Genomic DNA, 17,818 nt, shown 5'->3' with positions numbered 1-17,818 from the left:
CTACTCGCCGTTGAGGTTGGAGCCCGGCGCCGGCGGGACGGTCCAGCGGAAGTAGACCGGGTCCGGGAACTCGGCCTGCACCCAGTGGAACTCCTGGATGACGGTCGCGGTCCCGTTGGCGTGGCCGATCGCGAACATCTGCGCGTGCTGGCCGTTGCGGTCGATGGCGAGCAGCAGAGTGCCGTACTGGCCGCACTTCTCGGCGATCAGGTTCTGGTACGGCTCCCACCGCTGCCCGCCGCCCGGACCAGCTTCACCACCGGCTTCAGCGGCGCGGTGACCGGCAGCCGGACCGTGTAGAGCGCGCAGCCCCGGGTGGTGGCCAGGAAGGTGTCGTACGTCCGGGTCTGGCTGATCAGCGCCATCGTGCGCAGCGATGAGAACCCGGTAGCACTGACCGGCTTGGTCCAGGTGTCGCCGGACATGGTCCAGCGGAACAGGACACCGTCGGAGCGGAGAGCGTACTGGTTCGTACGGCGGTAGGCGGCGGTGGCGTCGTAGTACCGGGAGGTCTCGATGGTGCTGAACCCGCTCCAGCCGGCGCCGACCCGCTGCTTCACCAGCGTCCCCGGGACGAGCTTGCGGTCGGCGTCGGCCGGGTAGCCGACCTTGTACATCACGTCGCCGAACACCATCCACCCCGAGAACACCGTGCCGTCGGCCACCGCCTGACTCACCATCGACGCACCGAGCCGCGCGCCCTGGAACACCCCGGTCGCACCCGCAATCTCCGCCGTACGCGAGGGAGGCGTCGACCGCCAGTATGTTGCAGGTGCCTACTTGGTCTTGGTGGCCGGCGTGGTCCCCTTGGACGGCTTCACGACACTGCGGTCAGGCAGCTTCCACTGCGGGCTCTGCACCAGCTCGGTCAGTTGCGCAACGGTGAGAAGCGGCTTGGTGCGGGTGTGTGGCGTCCCCTTCTCGGCCGGACCGTTGTAGCTCGTCAGGCTCATGAAGCGCCCGTCAGGCAAATACCGTGCCACGTAGTTGGACACCACGCCGTCGACGTTGCGCGACCCGGCGTACGAAGGCACCTCCATCAGACTGAACACCTTCGACCCATCCGGAAGCGTGGTACAGCCGCTACCGGCCGCAGCACACCGGTTCTCCTCGCCACCGCCGGTCAACAGCACCTCCACCCGCGACGCCCCCTGCCCGTCATCGACCACGTACGAGGCGCCAATCGCTCCCTTGTCACCCCAAGCCTGCGGCGCAGACAGCGTCCGCCCCGGCGCCTGCACGAGCGCCCGCAGCGTGGCCAGCCCCTCCTGCGACGTCACCGGCGTCGCCTTGGGCGCAATCGGCGTCGCCGACGGCGCGGTCGTAATGCCGCTCACTGCCACGTCGGACGGTCCGCCAACGAGTTGCGTCGCGCTGACCACCAACCCCGCCGTTGCCAGCACGGCACTAGCGCCGGCGACGCTGAGGAGCGCAGTACGGCGTCGCCGCAGCCGAAGCCCCTCGTGCAGACTCCGCTCGAGCAGATCGTTGGAGACCGGCTCGAGATTCTCAGTAGCCCGCTGCATCAGCGCAGGCAGCGTGTCGTTCAGGTTGTTCATGAGTTCTCCCGGTGAGTTCAGTGCACGATCAACTGAGCCGCGTCGTCACCGAGGACGGCCCGAAGCCGCTCCAAGGCCCGCGACGTCCGAGTCGTGATCGCGCTGGCGTTCTTGCCAAGATCGAGCGCCACCTGCTCGACGCTGCGATCTTCGAAGAACCGCAGCACCAGCACCGCCCGATCCAACGGCGCCAGCTCAGCCAAGGCCGCCTGCAACGCCACCCGCAACGCGAGATCCCCACCCCGCTCAACCCGCTCCGGCACCTCAGCAGTAGGCCGCTCGGACCAGCTACGCCGCCGCCGCTGAGACACAAACGTCCGAACCAACGCAGTCCGCGCATAAGCGATAGGACTGTCGATGCGAGGCCAAGCCTTGAGCATGTTCGCGAGCGTGTCCTGCACCAGATCCTCGGCATGATGCCGATCCCCGGTCAGCAACCAAGCAGTCCGGTACAACTGCGGAATCCGAGCCCGCGCAAACTCCTCAAACTCATCAGAACCCCTCATCGCAGCCCTTCGATCGACGCTCCTGCCTAGATGACGCATCCATCCACAAGGCAGGTCACACCCAGATCAGAAGACTTTCGACAGCACCCACACAGCAAAAGCAAGAAACCCGACCACGAACGTGACGACGACCACAGCCCCGTACCCCAACCACAAGCTCCCAGAAGATTTCACCCGCACATCCTTCCAGCAGACAACCGCAGCCACCGAAGTAAGCCGACCGACATCCCCAGCCGCGGAGCCGAGCGAAGGCGAAGGCGCAACCCCGACCGACAACCCCAGCCACGGAGCCGAGCGAAGCGAAGGCGCAAGGGGGTGCGGGTGGCGAAGCCCCCGCCCGCGCCGAGCGAAGCGACGGCGCACGAAATGGAGAAGGCGACCCGCTCCGCGCTCTCCGCGGACACGAGTCGCCCTCGCCTTCGGGTGAGTGACGGGACTCGAACCCGCGACCACCTGGACCACAACCAGGTGCTCTACCAGCTGAGCTACACCCACCATTGCCGTCCGGACTGCGACGGCTGAGCAATCATAGCGATGATGGCCGATTACCAGAAATCGGGTCGGCAGGGGCTCCGTTGACACCGTCGGCGACCAGGCTGGCAGCCGCCCGGGCGGTGTCGGAGTCCGGCCCGGGCTGCGGCACGAACACGGTTTCGCGGTAGTAGCGGAGCTCGGCGATGCTCTCGGTGATGTCTGCGAGCGCACGGTGGTTGCCGGTCTTGGCCGGGGTGGCGTAGTAGACCCGCGGGTACCAGCGCCGGACGAGCTCCTTGATGGAGCTGACGTCGACGTTGCGGTAGTGCAGGTGCGCTTCGACGCGGGGCATGTCGCGGACCAGGAAGGTGCGGTCGGTGCCGACGGAGTTGCCGGCCAGGGCGGCCTTGCGGGGCTCCTTGACGTACCCGGAGATGAAGTCGAGCACCTGCTGCTCGGCGTCGGCGAGCGGGATCCCGGTGGCGAGCTCGTCGAGCAGGCCGGAGGCGGTGTGCATGTCGCGGACGAAGTCGCCCATCTGCTCGAGGGCGGCAGGAGGCGGCGCGATGACCAGGTCGATCCCGTCACCGAGCACGTTCAGTTCGTAGTCGGTGACGAGTACTGCGACCTCGATCAGGGCGTCTGCCGCCAGATCGAGGCCGGTCATCTCGCAGTCGATCCACACCAGCCGGTCGTTCATGGGCACCCACCCTACGGTGAGGCGCCGACACCGTCGCGTTCGCCAGGCCGGTCAGCGTGGTGCGTGCCCGATGTGTATGCTGCGCACCGACAGTACGGCGAGGTCCGTGCGCCGCCCGAGGTAGTGCGAACTGTCCGGATCCAGCAACTGCTCCCACACTGCGAGGTCCTCAGCGGACAGCCACTCCTGATACTCGACGTGGCCGTGCCCATGGCCATGACCATGCCCATGACCGTTCCCACCGCTCTCCGGCTTGAGCCGCTCGACGCGATGCTGGAACTGCGTGACGACCCGCTCCTGCTGCTCGGCCGCCAGCGGCGGTGACGACTCGGTCAGGATGCTCCGCGTCCCGACCTCGACCAGTCCGGCCCGCGTCAGCGCGTCGGTCCACCCGTACGGCATCGGCACCGTCCCCGGAAGCGAGTCACGCATCGCCGCGAACCACTTGTCCTGCGCCAGGTCCAGCCGCAGCTCCAGACCGGGCTCGCCGATGCCCAGGTCCCACGGCAGGCTCCTTGCCGGCAGACCGCTCTCCGCGAGCGCCAGGCGCCCACCTGGAGCGAGTAGCGACGCCAGCGCGTCGATCGCTGCTTGCTGGTCGGCCGCGTGGTGCACCGAGGCCGACGCCCAGATCAGGTCGGCCGGCGCGTCGATTGCCTTGCGCAACGGTTCGGCGCCGTCGTCCATCGAGGCCAGCTCGCACCGGACGGCGCCGGCGGTGTGCTCGCGCGCCTGCTCGAGTACGTCGGGATCCGCGTCGATCGCGACCACCGTCGTACCGGACGGCATGGCCGCGGCGAGCGCCTTCGCCATCCCGCCGCCTCCGCAGCCGACGTCGACGGCCACCTTGTCGCTGTCCCGCACGAGTCCGGCGGCCACCGCGGCGTTCCAGTCGGCCTCGTTCGCGGCCGACTCCCGCAGGTGCCCGGCCCATTCACCCCATTCGATCTCCACCATGAGCCAAGTCTCCGCCGCGACGGCCGGAATCCGATGAACAGTTGCCATTTCGGCAACACTCATTTCGGCTCCCCGGCGTTCCGGATCGGCCGGGACGCCGATCCCGCCCGGACCGGGAGATTGTGACGTTCAACCAGGAGATCAGGGCTAGCACTGTTGCGGCGCGGTGATCCGGGGTGCTGTCCTAGGCACTGTCTGGGGAGGAGGTGGGGCGCCGGTGGATTCCGTGGCGGGGACGGTGGCGCGCCCCCGGTTGGCGACGTTGCTGGACGAAGGTGCCCAGCGACGGCTGCTGACCGTGGTGGCGGATGCGGGGTTCGGGAAGTCGACACTGCTCAGCTCGTGGGCCGCCGGGCGTCCCTGCGCGTGGCACACGGTCCGGGCAGAGGACGCATCGCTCGCAGCCATGGTCTCCGGCCTGGTCGAGGCGCTACGCCGTCAAGTGCCTGCGCTCGAGGCGATCCCGGCCGAGTTGCAGAGTCCGCGCGGCCCGGACGCCGACGCGGAGCAACAGACCCGTGCGCTCGCCTATGCCGCCCTGCTCGCCGACGGCCTGGAGCAGAACCTCAGCAACGACCTGGTTCTGGTCCTGGACGACCTGCACGAGCTGGACCCACTGGCTCCGGCCACCAGGCTGATCGAGGGACTGGTCCGCACCGCACCGCCGCACCTGCACCTGGTCGTTGCCTCTCGCACCCACATGCCGTTCGGCATCGACCGCCTGCGCGGCCGTGGGCAGGTCCTGGAGATCGACGCGCCCGCTCTCGCGTTCACAGTGCCCGAGACCCTCGCCGTACTGCAGAAGGTGCTCGGTGAGGGCACGGACGACCTGGCCGAGTCGCTGCAGACCGCAGTCCAGGGCTGGCCAGCCGCCGTACGTCTTGCTGTGGAAGCCCTCCGGACAGCACCGCCGGCGGAGCGCACCAGCCGGCTGCAGCGTGCTCTGCGGTCAGACGGTCCGCTGTACGACTACCTGGCCGAGGAGGTCTTCGCAGCCGAGCCCCCAGCGGTACGGCGCTTGGTCGCAGGCGTAGCTGTGTTGCCGCGGTTCGGGTCGGAGCTGTGCAAGGCAATAGGACTGACAGACAGCGCCGAAACGCTCCAGCAGCTGCGGACACGCGGACTGCTCGTCTCGGCCGGTGAGGCGGACGGCTACGAGCTGAACCCGCTGGTGAAGAACTTCGCCAAGGACCGGCTGGCTGTGGACGAGCAGGAGATGGCAGAGCTGTCCCTGGAGGCCGGCAGGTGGTTCGAGTCGACCGGTGAGCACCGCGACGCGCTGGCCTGCTACCAAGCCGTCGAGCCGGCTGCTGCGGCGCGCATGCTGGCTGAGCGCGGCCACGCGATGGTCAGCGGTGGGCTGGCCGAGATCGTGGTCGCTGCGGTCGCCGCACTGCCTGCGGACCTACGTGACGCCGGCATGGACCAGTTGGAGGGCGAAGCCCGGCAGGTGCTCGGCGACTGGCAAGGCGCGAAGGAGTGCTTCGACCGGATCATCGGGCCGGAGGGTGAGATCCCGGTTGCCATCGCCTGGCGGCTCGGACTGATCCACCACCTGCGCGGCCAGACCGATGTGGCGATCGCGACGTACCGGCGCGGACGCATCGATGGGCAGCACCCGACGGACGAGGCGTTGCTGCAGGCATGGTGGGCCGGAGCGCACTGGCTGCGTGGCGAGTTCGACGAGTGCCGTGCGCTGGTCGCCGCCGCGCATGAGACTGCAAAGGTCTCCGGTGACGACGGGGCGCTGGCCATCTCCTACACCGTGCTCGCCATGCTGGCTGCGGTCGACAGCGACCCGCACGGCAACTACACCAACTACGTGCGAGCGCTCGAGCATGCCGAGCGCGCCGGCGATCTGCTGCAGTCGATCCGGATCCGGGTGAACCGGTCTTCGCACCACATCGCCGAGGGCGGCTACGCGCTCGGGCTGAAGGAGTTGGACATCGCTCTGGAGCTTGCGGACCGGGCAGGCTTCGCCGTGTTCCGTGCGCTGGCGCTGAACAACCGTGGAGAGGCTCTGCTCCGGCTCGGTCGGCTGGACGAGGCCATCGGCGAACTGGAGGCGTCGCGAGCGCTCTACCAGAAGCTGGACTCGAAGCGGGTGGCACAGCCGCTGTCCGTACTCGGGGAGGTCTACCGCGAGCGGGGTGATCGTGCGATGGCCAGAGCCTGCTTCGAGGAGGCCATCCCGATCGCCGAGGAGACCAAGGACATGCAGTCCCTGGTCCCGGCCCTGGCCGGCCTGGCCCGGGTGCTCGCGGTCGAGGAGCCGCAGCGGGCTGCCGAGCTGGCCGCACTGGCTCGGCAGGCAGTTGCCTACGGCCCCGTCCTCGGCCTGTCCGGTGCACTGGTCGCGCTGGGCTGGGTCACGCTGCACGCCGGCAACGAGACCGAGGCCGCGGCGACTGCGGAGGAAGCGGCCGCGCTGTGCCGCAAGCGACGGGACCGGGCCGGCCTGGCCGACGCGCTCGAGTTGTACGCGGCAGCAGGCGGCGGTGAGGTCCTGCACGAGGTGCTGAACATCCGCAGCGAGCTGGGCGACCAGCTGGGCGAGGCGCGGGCCGAGCTGATGCTTGCCAAGCGCACCAGCGGTCCGGACGGCCGTGAGCTCGCACTGCGCGCTCACCAGCAGTTCCTGGCTGCCGGAGCGACCCGCTACGCGGCTGCTGCTCTGGAAGCGAGCGAGGAGACCGGTCCGGCGGCCGTGCGGATCGAGTGTCTCGGCGGATTCCGGGTGCTGCGGGATGGCAAGGCAGTCCAGCTGGGGGAGTGGCCGTCTAAGAAGGCGCGCGACCTGCTGAAGATCCTGGTCGCCCGCCGCTGCCGTCCGGTCGCCCGCGTGCAGCTGCTGGACCTGCTCTGGCCGGAGCAGGACGAGTCGGTCGCATCGCCCAGGCTGTCCGTCGCCCTGTCGACTGTGCGGTCCGTGCTCGACCCGGAGAAGCGGTACCCGCCAGACCGGTTCGTTGGCGCCGACCGGGCCACCATCTGGCTGGATGGTGAGCAGGCCGCCGTCGACGTGGAGCACTTCCTCCACGACGCCCGGGAGGGACTCACGACCAGCGACCTGCGGTTGCTGCGGGCGGCAGAGGCGGCGTACAGCGGGGACTTCCTGGAGGAGGACGTGTACGCCGACTGGGCCGCCGGGATGCGGGAGGAGGCCCGGGCGCTGTACGTCCGGGTGGCGCGCGTGCTGGCCGAGCGGGGCCGGCGTGACCCCGACGCCGCGGCCGGGTACCTGCTCCGGATCCTGCAGCGGGACCAGTACGACGAGCGCGCTCACCTAGGCCTGGTCGGGGCGTTCCAGGCCAGCGGTGCGCACGGCGAAGCACGCCGGGCCTACCGCACCTACGTGCAGCGGATGGGTGAGCTGGAGGTCGAGCCGGCCCCCTATCCGGCGGTGCCGGCCCGGCTTTAAGACTATCTGAAGGTACGGCCGCACCATCTGACCATGGCAGCGCCGGTGCACAACCCAGTGGTGGTCCGCGAATACGACCGCGCGGGGCACACCGGTCGGGACTACCGCTCCGAACCAGGCACGCCCGTCAGGGCTGCGCTGGCCGGTGTGGTGGTCCGGGTGGAGCCGGGTCGGGTCGTGGTCGAGTCGAACGCGATCTGGCACGTCTACGACCACCTGTCCGAGCTCACGGTCAGCCAGGGGGAGACCGTGGAGACCGGGGACCTGCTGGGGGTCGCGGCCGGCCCGCACCTGCATTACGAGGAGCGGGTCGCGCCGTACGGGGTGGGGGATCAGCGGAGTCCGCAGTTCGATCTGCACACGAATGCCCGGATGCGGATGGTGGCGCAGGGCGGGTCGGCCGAGGAGGGAGCGGCCGAGTCGTCCGGTGCCACCCCCGAGCCGTAGCGTGGAGTGGTGATAGCCACCAGCTTCCACACCGCCCGGCTGGTCATGCTGCCGCTGCAGGTGGAGTACGCCGGGGAGATGGCGGAGGTGCTCTCCGACCCGGACCTCTACACGTTCACCGGCGGCGAGCCGCCGACCGTGGAGGCCCTGGAGAACCGCTACCGCCGTCAGTTGGCCGGACCGGGCCGCGAGAACGAGTACTGGCTCAACTGGGTAGTCCAGTACGACTCCCAGCTCGTCGGCTGCGTGCAGGCGACAGTCACCGGCCGTACGGCGGAGATCGCCTGGGTCATCGGGACCGCTTGGCAGGGCCGTGGCTACGCCAAGGAGGCCGCCCGGGGCCTGGTCGACTGGCTGGGTGCCCACGGCGTCGAGCGGATCGTCGCCCACGTCCACCCCGATCACGCCGCCTCAGCGGCCGTCACCGCTGCCGCCGGTCTCACGCGCACGGATCAGGTCGACGACGGCGAGTACCTCTGGACAACATGACAGCAGGCCCAGCCGCGATGCGACTGGGCCTGCTGTGCTGCTCAGCTCAGAGCGGGCGGACGTTCTCCGCCTGCAGGCCCTTCGGGCCCTGGGCTACCTCGTACTCCACCTTCTGGTTCTCCTCGAGCGAACGGAAGCCGCTCGTCTGGATGGCCGAGTAGTGGACGAACACGTCGGCGCCGCCCTCGTCCTGGGTGATGAAGCCGAAGCCCTTTTCACCGTTGAACCACTTCACTGTTCCGCTGGCCATGTTCTGCTCCTCGCGTTAGGGCCGGTACGAGCCCCGGCCCGGTGCCGGTTCTCGGGTTGCCGTTTGAGCCCTCCCACAACAGACCAGGCCTGAGATGAGAAAACGCCCTGCGGATCACAAATCCGCGGGCGCTGAAACACGAACGTGGAACTGCAAAACTGCAACCGCAGGCAACCCTAGCAGACCCCCGGCCATCCGTCGCGTCCCCGCCGGGAAACGGGCGAGCGCTTGCCGGGGGGTGTGATCTTGACCGCATTCAGGCTCCCGCCTACTGTATCCCGTATACCGAGCCCCTCCGGAAGGTGGGACCATGGACTCTGCCCTTTTCGCGGTCAACTGCTCGATCCTGTTCACCGAACTCCCGTTGCTCGACAGACCGGCGGCCGCCCGGCAGGCCGGGTTCGAGGCGGTCGAGTTCTGGTGGCCGTTCGACACCCCTCTGCCCGGCGACGCGGAGGTGGACGCGTTCGCACGCGCCGTCACCGACGCCGGGGTTCAGCTCGTCGGGCTGAACTTCGCGGCCGGCGACATGCCCGGCGGCGACCGCGGCCTGGTCTCCTGGCCGCAGCGATCACTGGAGTTCCGGGACAACATCCCGGTCACTCTCGGCATCGGCGAACGCCTCGGCTGCCGTGCCTTCAACGCGCTCTACGGCAACCGCGTCGACGGCGTCCGCCCGGAGGCCCAGGACGACCTGGCCGCCGAGAACCTCGCCCTCGCCGCCACCGCGGCCGGCTCGTTCGGCGGCGTCGTACTGGTCGAGCCGGTCAGTGGCGCCGACCGCTACCCCCTCCGTACGGCGGCCGACGCGGTCGAGGTGATCGACCGCGTCCAGGCCGAGTCCGGCGTCACCGCCATCGGACTGCTCGCCGACCTCTACCACCTGACCGTCAACGGGGACGACGTGACGGCGGCGATCTCGACGTACGCGGACCGGATCGCGCACGTCCAGCTCGCCGACGCGCCCGGCCGGAACGAACCCGGCACCGGGAAGATCCCGGTCGACCAGCATCTCGGCGAGCTCCGGGCCGCCGGGTACGCCGGCTGGATCGGGCTGGAGTACAAGCCGTCCAGTATGACGGCCGAGAGCTTCGACTGGATCTCACCCTCCGACTGAAAGGCAGCTGGCATGCCCCGAATGACCGCCGCCCGCGCCGCGGTGGAGATCCTTCGCCGTGAAGGCATCTCCCACCTGTTCGGCCTGCCCGGCGCGGCCATCAACCCGTTCTACGCCGCCGTCCGCGCCCAGGGCGAGCTCCAGCACGTGCTCGCCCGGCACGTCGAGGGCGCCTCCCACATGGCCGAGGGCTACACCCGGGCCGCCCCCGGCAACATCGGCGTCTGCGTCGGTACGTCGGGACCGGCCGGCACCGACATGATCACCGGGCTGTACTCCGCGAGCGCCGACTCGATCCCGATCCTGTGCATCACCGGCCAGGCCCCGGTGGCCAAGCTGCACAAGGAGGACTTCCAGGCGATCAACATCGCCGACATCGCCAGGCCGGTGGCCAAGTGGGCGGTCACCGTGCTGGAGCCGGCCCAGGTGCCGGGCACCTTCCAGAAGGCGTTCAAGCTGATGCGCGAGGGGCGTCCCGGCCCGGTCCTGATCGACCTGCCGCTGGACGTCCAGCTTGCCGAGATCGACTTCGATCCCGACCTCTACGCGCCGCTCCCGATCGCGACTCCGCGCGCCACCGTCGCGCAGGCCGAGTCGGTCCTCAGGCTGCTCGCAGAGGCCGAACGCCCGCTGATCGTCGCCGGCGGCGGGATCATCAATGCGGACGCGGCCGACCTCCTGGTCGAGTTCGCCGAGCTGACCGGCGTCCCGGTCGTCCCGACGCTGATGGGCTGGGGGACCATCCCGGACGACCACCGGCTGATGGCCGGCATGGTCGGGCTGCAGACCTCCCACCGGTACGGCAACGAGACGCTGCTCGCCTCCGACCTGGTGATCGGCATCGGCAACCGCTGGGCGAACCGGCACACCGGCTCGATCCCGACGTACACGAAGGACCGGAAGTTCGTCCACATCGACGTCGAGCCGACCCAGATCGGCCGGGTCTTTGCGCCGGACCTGGGCATCGTCTCGGACGCCAAGGCCGCGTTGGAGACGCTGCTCCACGTCGCCCGGCAGCAGGTGCCGCTCCCCGATCGCTCGGAGTGGGCGGCCGCCTGCCGCGACCGCAAGAAGACGCTGCTTCGCCGTACGGACTTCGACAACGTGCCGGTGAAACCGCAGCGGGTCTACCAGGAGATGAACAATGCCTTCGGACCCGAGACCCGGTACGTGTCGACAATCGGATTGTCGCAAATCCAGGCCGCCCAGATGCTGCACGTCTACCGCCCGCGGCACTGGATCAACGCCGGCCAGGCCGGACCGCTCGGCTGGACCGGCCCGGCCGCCCTGGGTGTCGCGGTGGCGGACCCGGACGCGACCGTCGTCGCGCTGTCGGGTGACTACGACTTCCAGTTCCTGATCGAGGAGCTCGCTGTCGGCGCGCAGTTCAACATCCCCTACATCCACGTCGTGGTGAACAACTCCTACCTCGGGCTGATCCGGCAGGCGCAGCGCAACCTGGACATGGACTACTGCGTCCAGCTCGCCTTCGACAACATCAACAGCCCCGAGGTCGAGGGATACGGCGTCGACCACGTGAAGGTCGCCGAAGGCCTCGGCTGCAAGGCGCTGCGGGTGCTCGAACCCGACGGCATCCTGCCTGCCCTCGACGAGGCGAAGAAGCTGCTGCTCGAGTTCCAGGTCCCGGTCGTCGTCGAGGTGATCCTGGAACGTGTCACGAACGTTGCCATGGGCACCGAGATCGACAACGTGGTGGAGTTCGAGGAGCTCGCCGGCGTGACGAACCCGGTGCCGACGCTGTCCGGTCTGAGGAGGGACTGATGAAGGTTGCTGTTCTCGGCGCCGGGGCGATCGGCGCCTACGTCGGCGCGGCCCTGCACCGCGGCGGGACCGAGGTCCACCTGATCGCCCGCGGCGCCAACCTGGCGGCGATCCGGTCCGACGGCGTGCGGGTGCTCAGCCCGCGCGGCGACTTCGAGGCCCGGACACCGGCCACCGACGACCCGGCCGAGGTCGGCCCGGTCGACTACGTCTTCCTCGGCCTCAAAGCGAACTCCTACGCCACCGCCGGCCCGCTGCTCGAGCCGCTCCTGCACGACGAGACCGTCGTCGTCGCCGCGCAGAACGGCATCCCGTGGTGGTACTTCCACGGCCTCAAGGGCCCGTACGAAGGCCGCCGGATCGAGTCGGTCGACCCCGGTGGCGCGGTGACCGAGGTCATCCGGCTCGACCGCGCCGTGGGCTGCGTCGTGTACTGCTCGACCGAGCTCGAGGCGCCCGGCGTCGTACGCCACCTGGAAGGCACCCGGTTCTCCATCGGCGAACCCGCGGGCGGGCTGTCGCCGCGGTGCGAGGCGTTCAGCACGGCGATGATCGCCGGCGGACTGAAGTGCCCGGTCGAGGAGGACGTCCGCAAGGACATCTGGATCAAGTTGCTCGGCAACGCGGCGTTCAACCCGATCAGCGCGCTGGCCCGGGCGACGATGGTCGAGATCGCCACCCACCAGGGCACCCGGGCGATGGTCCGGCTGATGATGGAGGAGTCGCTGGAGATCGCGGCCGCGGTCGGCTGCCATCCGGAGATCTCGGTGGACAAGCGGATCAACGGCGCCGAGCGGGTCGGCGAGCACAAGACGTCGATGCTCCAGGACCTGGAGAAGGACAAGCCGCTCGAGCTCGACGTGATCCTCGCCGCGGTCGTCGAGCTGGCCGACCTCACCGGCACCAAGGCGCCGACGCTGCGCGCGGTGCACGCCGTCGCGGATCTCCTCGCCACGAAGGTGGGCGTGCCTTCCTGAAGCCAGGTGGGTCCGGCCACAGCGACGTCGGACCCACCTGTACCAACCAAAGACCAAAGAAAGAAGCAGTGATCAGGGAGTTCCAACCTGATTACAATTCGGTCGGCCCTAACGAGAGACCAGACACGAAGTGCGCGACGGGCTCGGCCATCACGTCGAGCTCGAGTACGACGAGTTCGTTGCGCCCGGGCCGCAGTACCGGACCCGGAACGTACAGCGTCTCCTGCGGCCCCCGCCGCCAGTACCGCCCGAGGCAGAACCCGTTGACCCACGCGATGCCCTTGCCCCAGGCAACCGTGGAGAGAAAGTGGTCGACCGGCTCAGCGACCTCGAACCCGGCCCGCCAAGCCGTAGGCCCAACCCCGGGGGCATCCGGCGTCTGGCCCACGGAGTCCCAAAGCCCCGGTACGGCGTCCAGGTCGATCACGCGGGCCGTCCAGTCAGTCAGCTCGGTGGATCCCAGATGCACAGGACCGATCAGCCCCTTCGGCTCCCCGATCCGCTTCCCGTAGTTCACCCGGCCCTGATCCTCGACCACGATCTCGAGCCGCCCGCGGCCGGCCGGCAACATCAGAGCCCGATCGTGCCGTTCCCGATCCAGGACGCCCACCGGAGCCCCGTCGAGGAATACATACGCCCGGTCCCGCACCTCGTCGACGCTGAGCAGCATCGGCTGATCGATGTCGATGGACGTCGCGAACAGCGCCAGTTGGGCGTCCAACTCGTCGAGCGTCGGCATCACGTCGTACTGCGACGCCGTACCCCAGACCGACGGGTCGGCGAGCAGCCGGATCGGCGAGCCCAGCGCCGCGGATGTCTCCGGTGCGGCCGGCCCCGACGCCGGGACAACGTCGGGGACGGGCGCGTACCGGGAGATGACGTCCCGGAAGGCGTGGAACTTCGCGGTCGGGTTCCCCGCCTCGTCCAACGGGGCGTCGTAGTCGTACGACGTGATGGTCGGCCGGTAGACGCCCTTGTCGTTCGCCCCACTGGTCAGCCCGAAGTTCGTGCCGCCGTGGAGCATGTAGATGTTGACAGACGCGCCCGCCGCGAGCAGCGCGTCCAGCTCGGCGGCTGCCTCGTCGACACCGGTCGTGTGGTGCGGCCCACCCCAGTGATCGAACCAGCCGTCCCAGAACTCCATGCACATCAGCGGCCCGGTCGGCTGGTGCCTGCGCAGAGTCGCGAGCCGCTCGTCGGCCCGCGACCCGAACGAACCGGTCCGCAGCACGCCGTCCAGCCCGCCCGCCGCCAGCATCGCGTCGACCGGCTGGTCGACGGTCACCAGCGGCACCGTGGTGCCGGCGTTCCGGATGATCTCGGCGATCGACTTCAGGTACGTCGGGTCGTCGCCGAAAGCGCCGTACTCGTTCTCGACCTGGACCAGCAGGACCGGGCCGCCCCGGCCGACCTGGAGCGGCTGCACGATCCGCAGCACGTTGCGCAGGTACTCCTCGACCGCGGCCATGAACTTCGGCTCGTACCGCCGGACCCCCATGCCCGGCTCCCGGAAGAGCCAGGCAGGGAGCCCGCCGTTGTCCCACTCCGCGCAGATGTACGGGCCGGGGCGGACGATCGCGTACAGCCCGGCGTCGGCGATCTCCCGCAGGAACCGCTCGAGGTCGAGCATCCCGGAGGTGTCGAAGACACCGGGAGCCGGGCTGTGCGCGTTCCACGGCACGTACGTCTCGATGGTGTTGAGCCCCATCAGGCGGGCCTTCTCGATCCGGTCGGCCCAGCTGTCCGGGTGCACCCGGAAGTAGTGCAGCGCACCGGACAGGATCCGGAAGGGCCGGCCGTCGAGGAGGAAGTCGGACTCACCGATCGCGAACTGGGACACCGGCTAGCCGTTCACCTGGAAGCCCTGCTGGTTGCCGTAGGCCACCAGCGCGTCCTGCCAGGCCTGCAGGCCGGTGTTCAGGTCGGACTTGGACTGGTACGACTTGCCGACCGTGTCGCCGTAGATGCTGTTCGCGTACAGCTCGTACGGCAGGTAGCTCCAGCCCTTCACGACGTTGTCGGCCGCGCCGGTGAGCACCTGGTTGATCTGCTGGCCACCGAAGTACGCGCTCGTCTTGTCCACGAACGCCGGGTCCTTCAGATCCTTGGTCGTGGCCGGGAAGCCGCCGCTGGCGAGGAAAGGCTTGACGCCCTCGTCGTGGTTCAGCCAGCGCACGAACGCCGCCGCCAGCGCCGGGTTGGCGCTCTGCTTCAGCACGGACTCGGTGCTGCCGCCGTTCTCCGCGGTGGCCGGCTGGCCGTCGTACGTCGGCATCGGGGCGACCGCCCACTTGCCCGCGCCGGCCTTGACCGACGCCTCCATCACACCGGGCATCCACGCGCCGGTCGGCAGCGTGGCGATGGTGCCGTCACCGAGCGCCTTGAACCACTCGTCGGTCCAGCCGGGGATCTGCGACACCAGACCACCCTCGACCAGCTGGTTCCAGGTCGAGGTCCACTTCTTGGAGCCCTCGTCCTGCAGGTTGATGGTGATGTTCTTGCCGTCGGTCTTGAACGGCTGGCCGCCGGCCTGCCAGATCATGCTGGTGGTGAAGCCCGCGTCACCGGAGTCGTTGGTGATCCAGGCCTTCGGGTTGGCCGCGTGCAGCTTCTTCGCGGCGGCGACGTACTCGTCCCAGGTCTTCGGCACGGCGATGCCGTACTTGTCGAAGACCTCCTTGTTGTAGAACAGCGCCATCGGCCCGGAGTCCTGCGGCAGGCCGTAGAGCCCGCCGCCGGCGTGCACGGCGGCCCAGGTCGAGGCGGTGTAGGCCGACTCGTACTGGTTGAAGCCGTACTGGTTCAGGTCGACCAGCGAGCCGGGCAGCGCGAACTGCGGCAGCGCCTGGTACTCGATCTGCGCCACGTCCGGGGCGCCCGAGCCGGCCTTGATCGCGTTCTGCAGCTTGGTGTAGTGGTCGTTGCCGGTGCCGGCGTTGACGTAGTTCACCTTCACGTTCGGGTACTGCGCCATGAACGCCTTCACCTGGGCCTCGGCCGACGGCGTCCAGCTCCAGTAGGTGATCGTGCCGCCGGCCTTCAGCGCGGCGTCGACGGCGTCGGGCGAGCCCGTGGTCTGGCTGCCGCTGCCGGAGGTGTCCGACCCGCCGCCGCACGCAGCCACGACCGCGAGGGCGGTGAGAGCGGCTCCGGCAACCACCAGTTGCCGGAGGCCACGCCAATGTGACTTCATCGGTGTTCCTTTCACTTGACGCTGCCCGCGCTCAGGCCCGACTGCCAGAAGCGCTGAAGGAGCAGGAAGGCGATCACCAGGGGCACGATGGTCAGCAGCGAGCCGGTGATCACCAGGTTGTAGATGGGGCGGGCACCCACGCCGGTCGCCTGGTTGCTCCACTGGGTGAGCCCGACCGTGAGCGGGTAGAGGTTGGGTTTGCTGAGCATGATCAGCGGGAGGAAGTAGTTGTTCCAGGTCGACACCACCGCGAACAGCAGGGTGGTGACGATGCCCGGGGCCAGCAACCGGAGCGCGACGGTGAAGAAGATCCGCACCTCGCCGGCGCCGTCGATCCGGGCCGCCTCGAGCAGCTCCGGCGGCACCGCCTCGGTCGAGTACACCCACATCAGGTACAGCCCGAACGGGCTGACCAGCGACGGGATGATGATCGCCCACACCGTGTTGGTCAGGCCGAGGTTCGAGAACATCAGGAACGTCGGCACCGCGAGCGCCGTCCCCGGTACGGCGACCGCTCCGAGCAGCACCGCGAACACGGCCCGGCGGCCGGCGAACTTGTACTTCGCCAGGCCGTAGCCGGCCGCGGTCGCGAGCAGGGTCGCACCGCCGGCCCCCACGACGACGTACAGCAGCGTGTTGCCGAGCCACTGCAGGAAGATGCCGTCGTTGTAGGTCAGCGTGTCCTTGATGTTGTCGAACAGGGCGAAGCTCTTGCCGAACCACAGGCCCGGCGTCGACAGCAGGTCGGCCTGGGTCTTGGTCGAGCTGATCAGCAACCACGCCAGCGGGACCAGCGTGTAGATCAGGTACAGGACCATCAGACCGGTCAGCAGCGGCGACTTCCGCGGCCTTAGTGGCGACGTGGCCTTCTTGTTGGCGCGAGGCGCCGTACGCACGGCCCGCGGAGCGTCCACGGTGGTGGTCGAGGTGCTCATCAGAGGGCCTCCCGGGAGCCGCGCAGCTGGACGACGTACGCGATGATCGCGGTGATGACGCCCATCACGATCGCGACGGTGGCGGAGTAGTTGAACTGCTGCCCGGCGAAGGACAGGTTGTAGGCGTACATGTTCGGCGTGTAGTACGTGGTGATCACGTTCGGCGCCAGGGTCCGCAGGATGTTCGGCTCGTTGAACAGCTGGAAGCTGCCGATGATCGAGAAGATGGTCGCGATCACGATCGCGCCGCGCAGCGCGGGCAGCTTCACCGCCCGGATCGTCCGGAAGGTGCCGGCGCCGTCGATCGCGGCCGCCTCGTACAGCTCACCGGGGACCGTGCGCAGCGCCGAGTAGAAGATCAGCATGTTGTAGCCGACGAACTCCCAGGTGACGATGTTGGCGATCGACGGCAGCATCCAGCTCCCGCTCAGCGGCTGGATCGCGGTGGTACCGAACAGGTCGTTCAGGTTCGCGGCCAGGCCGAAGTTGTCGCCGTAGATGTAGCCCCACATCAGCACCGCGACCACGCCCGGCACCGCGTACGGCAGGAAGATCACGATCCGGAAGAAGCTCGCGCCGTGCAGTCGGGCGCTGTCGATGGCCAGCGCGGCCAGCAGCGCCAGCCCCAGCATCACCGGCACCTGGACGACCAGGAACACCGCGACCCGGCCGAACGCCTCCCAGAACTTCGGGTCCTGCAGCGCCTCGGTGTAGTTGTCCAGGCCGACGAACACGGTGCCGCCGAAGAAGGCCTGGTCGCGGAACAGGCTCAGGTAGATCGCGTACCCGATCGGGGCCAGGAAGGTCAGCGCGAACACGGCCAGGAACGGGCCGACGAAGACCCATCCCTTCCCGTCCTGACCGAACCTCCCACGCCTCCGGCGTAGTGCTACGGACTGACTCATGCGCCCGCCGGCCTCCTTCGTGACTTGTCGCCGACACGCGATGTTGACGTCAACATCGATCGCCGAGACGGTAGCGTGTTTACGTCAACATGTCTACACTGCGGGC

General features: G+C 69.0%; 17 protein-coding genes and 1 tRNA gene. 6 read left to right on the top strand and 12 right to left on the bottom strand.

Annotated elements, in window-relative coordinates; genetic code table 11:
- The 7 genes from AB0H36_RS22645 to AB0H36_RS22615 all read right to left on the bottom strand — a co-directional run bounded on the left by AB0H36_RS22645 (position 1) and on the right by AB0H36_RS22615 (position 4,196).
- Positions 1-138: a hypothetical protein gene (locus AB0H36_RS22645; protein WP_360526558.1), complete on the bottom strand. Its 138-nt coding sequence runs from the start codon at positions 136-138 to the stop codon at positions 1-3.
- Positions 139-206: 68 nt separating this feature from the next.
- Complete coding sequence (locus AB0H36_RS22640; RefSeq protein ID WP_360526555.1) at positions 207-680, bottom strand: hypothetical protein; 474 nt, start codon at positions 678-680, stop codon at positions 207-209.
- Between the two features lie 96 nt (positions 681-776).
- Positions 777-1,559, bottom strand: a complete 783-nt coding sequence (locus AB0H36_RS22635) for a hypothetical protein (protein WP_360526552.1) — start codon at positions 1,557-1,559, stop codon at positions 777-779.
- 17 nt (positions 1,560-1,576) lie between these two features.
- The gene (locus tag AB0H36_RS22630; RefSeq protein ID WP_360526549.1) at positions 1,577-2,065 is read right to left on the bottom strand and encodes a SigE family RNA polymerase sigma factor; all 489 of its coding nucleotides are present in this window, start codon (positions 2,063-2,065) and stop codon (positions 1,577-1,579) included.
- Between the two features lie 422 nt (positions 2,066-2,487).
- Positions 2,488-2,560, bottom strand: a tRNA-His gene (locus AB0H36_RS22625).
- A 31-nt stretch (positions 2,561-2,591) separates the two neighbouring features.
- A complete protein-coding gene (orn, locus tag AB0H36_RS22620) occupies positions 2,592-3,239 on the bottom strand; it encodes an oligoribonuclease (protein ID WP_360526546.1) in 648 nt (215 codons plus the stop codon).
- 51 nt (positions 3,240-3,290) lie between these two features.
- Complete coding sequence (locus AB0H36_RS22615; RefSeq protein ID WP_360526543.1) at positions 3,291-4,196, bottom strand: class I SAM-dependent methyltransferase; 906 nt, start codon at positions 4,194-4,196, stop codon at positions 3,291-3,293.
- A gap of 217 nt (positions 4,197-4,413) precedes the next feature.
- On the opposite strand from AB0H36_RS22615, the gene AB0H36_RS22610 reads away from it, so the two are divergent.
- From AB0H36_RS22610 to AB0H36_RS22600, 3 genes are read left to right on the top strand one after another with little or no spacing between them, the layout of a single operon-like run.
- Entirely contained in the window at positions 4,414-7,617 is a 3,204-nt protein-coding gene (locus AB0H36_RS22610) for a tetratricopeptide repeat protein (RefSeq protein ID WP_360526540.1), read from the top strand.
- A gap of 33 nt (positions 7,618-7,650) precedes the next feature.
- Positions 7,651-8,064 (top strand): M23 family metallopeptidase, encoded by a 414-nt coding sequence (locus tag AB0H36_RS22605; protein ID WP_360526537.1) that lies wholly within the window; start codon positions 7,651-7,653, stop codon positions 8,062-8,064.
- Positions 8,065-8,073: 9 nt separating this feature from the next.
- A complete protein-coding gene (locus AB0H36_RS22600) occupies positions 8,074-8,553 on the top strand; it encodes a GNAT family N-acetyltransferase (RefSeq protein ID WP_360526534.1) in 480 nt (159 codons plus the stop codon).
- A gap of 46 nt (positions 8,554-8,599) precedes the next feature.
- On the opposite strand, the gene AB0H36_RS22595 is transcribed toward AB0H36_RS22600, so the two are convergent.
- Complete coding sequence (locus AB0H36_RS22595; protein WP_360526531.1) at positions 8,600-8,803, bottom strand: cold-shock protein; 204 nt, start codon at positions 8,801-8,803, stop codon at positions 8,600-8,602.
- 310 nt (positions 8,804-9,113) lie between these two features.
- Between AB0H36_RS22595 and AB0H36_RS22590 the strand changes: the two genes are divergently transcribed.
- The 3 genes from AB0H36_RS22590 to AB0H36_RS22580 are packed head-to-tail and all read left to right on the top strand — an operon-like array spanning position 9,114 to position 12,679.
- Positions 9,114-9,920, top strand: a complete 807-nt coding sequence (locus AB0H36_RS22590) for a TIM barrel protein (RefSeq protein ID WP_360526528.1) — start codon at positions 9,114-9,116, stop codon at positions 9,918-9,920.
- Positions 9,921-9,932: 12 nt separating this feature from the next.
- Positions 9,933-11,702, top strand: a complete 1,770-nt coding sequence (gene gcl, locus AB0H36_RS22585) for a glyoxylate carboligase (RefSeq protein ID WP_360526525.1) — start codon at positions 9,933-9,935, stop codon at positions 11,700-11,702.
- The gene (locus tag AB0H36_RS22580; RefSeq protein WP_360526522.1) at positions 11,702-12,679 is read left to right on the top strand and encodes a 2-dehydropantoate 2-reductase; all 978 of its coding nucleotides are present in this window, start codon (positions 11,702-11,704) and stop codon (positions 12,677-12,679) included. Before gcl ends, AB0H36_RS22580 begins: the two co-directional genes overlap by 1 nt.
- Before the next feature lie 91 nt (positions 12,680-12,770).
- Here AB0H36_RS22580 and AB0H36_RS22575 read toward each other — a convergent pair whose 3' ends face one another.
- From AB0H36_RS22575 to AB0H36_RS22560, 4 genes are read right to left on the bottom strand one after another with little or no spacing between them, the layout of a single operon-like run.
- On the bottom strand, positions 12,771-14,519 hold the full coding sequence (locus AB0H36_RS22575) for a beta-galactosidase family protein (RefSeq protein WP_360526519.1): 1,749 nt from the start codon (positions 14,517-14,519) through the stop codon (positions 12,771-12,773).
- Positions 14,520-14,522: 3 nt separating this feature from the next.
- The gene (locus AB0H36_RS22570; protein WP_360526516.1) at positions 14,523-15,872 is read right to left on the bottom strand and encodes a sugar ABC transporter substrate-binding protein; all 1,350 of its coding nucleotides are present in this window, start codon (positions 15,870-15,872) and stop codon (positions 14,523-14,525) included.
- An 11-nt stretch (positions 15,873-15,883) separates the two neighbouring features.
- The gene (locus AB0H36_RS22565) at positions 15,884-16,807 is read right to left on the bottom strand and encodes a carbohydrate ABC transporter permease (protein ID WP_360526513.1); all 924 of its coding nucleotides are present in this window, start codon (positions 16,805-16,807) and stop codon (positions 15,884-15,886) included.
- Positions 16,807-17,712 carry a sugar ABC transporter permease gene (locus AB0H36_RS22560; RefSeq protein WP_360526510.1) on the bottom strand — a complete coding sequence of 302 codons (906 nt, stop codon included), beginning with the start codon at positions 17,710-17,712 and terminating at the stop codon, positions 16,807-16,809. The genes AB0H36_RS22565 and AB0H36_RS22560 overlap by 1 nt, the downstream gene beginning before the upstream one ends.
- Positions 17,713-17,818: the final 106 nt, after the last annotated feature.

Origin of the sequence: Kribbella sp. NPDC050820 (assembly GCF_040653975.1) — a bacterium.
Lineage (GTDB): Bacteria > Actinomycetota > Actinomycetes > Propionibacteriales > Kribbellaceae > Kribbella.
Note: the sequence above shows the minus strand (reverse complement) of the source record. Positions and strands in the feature narration are given on the sequence as shown.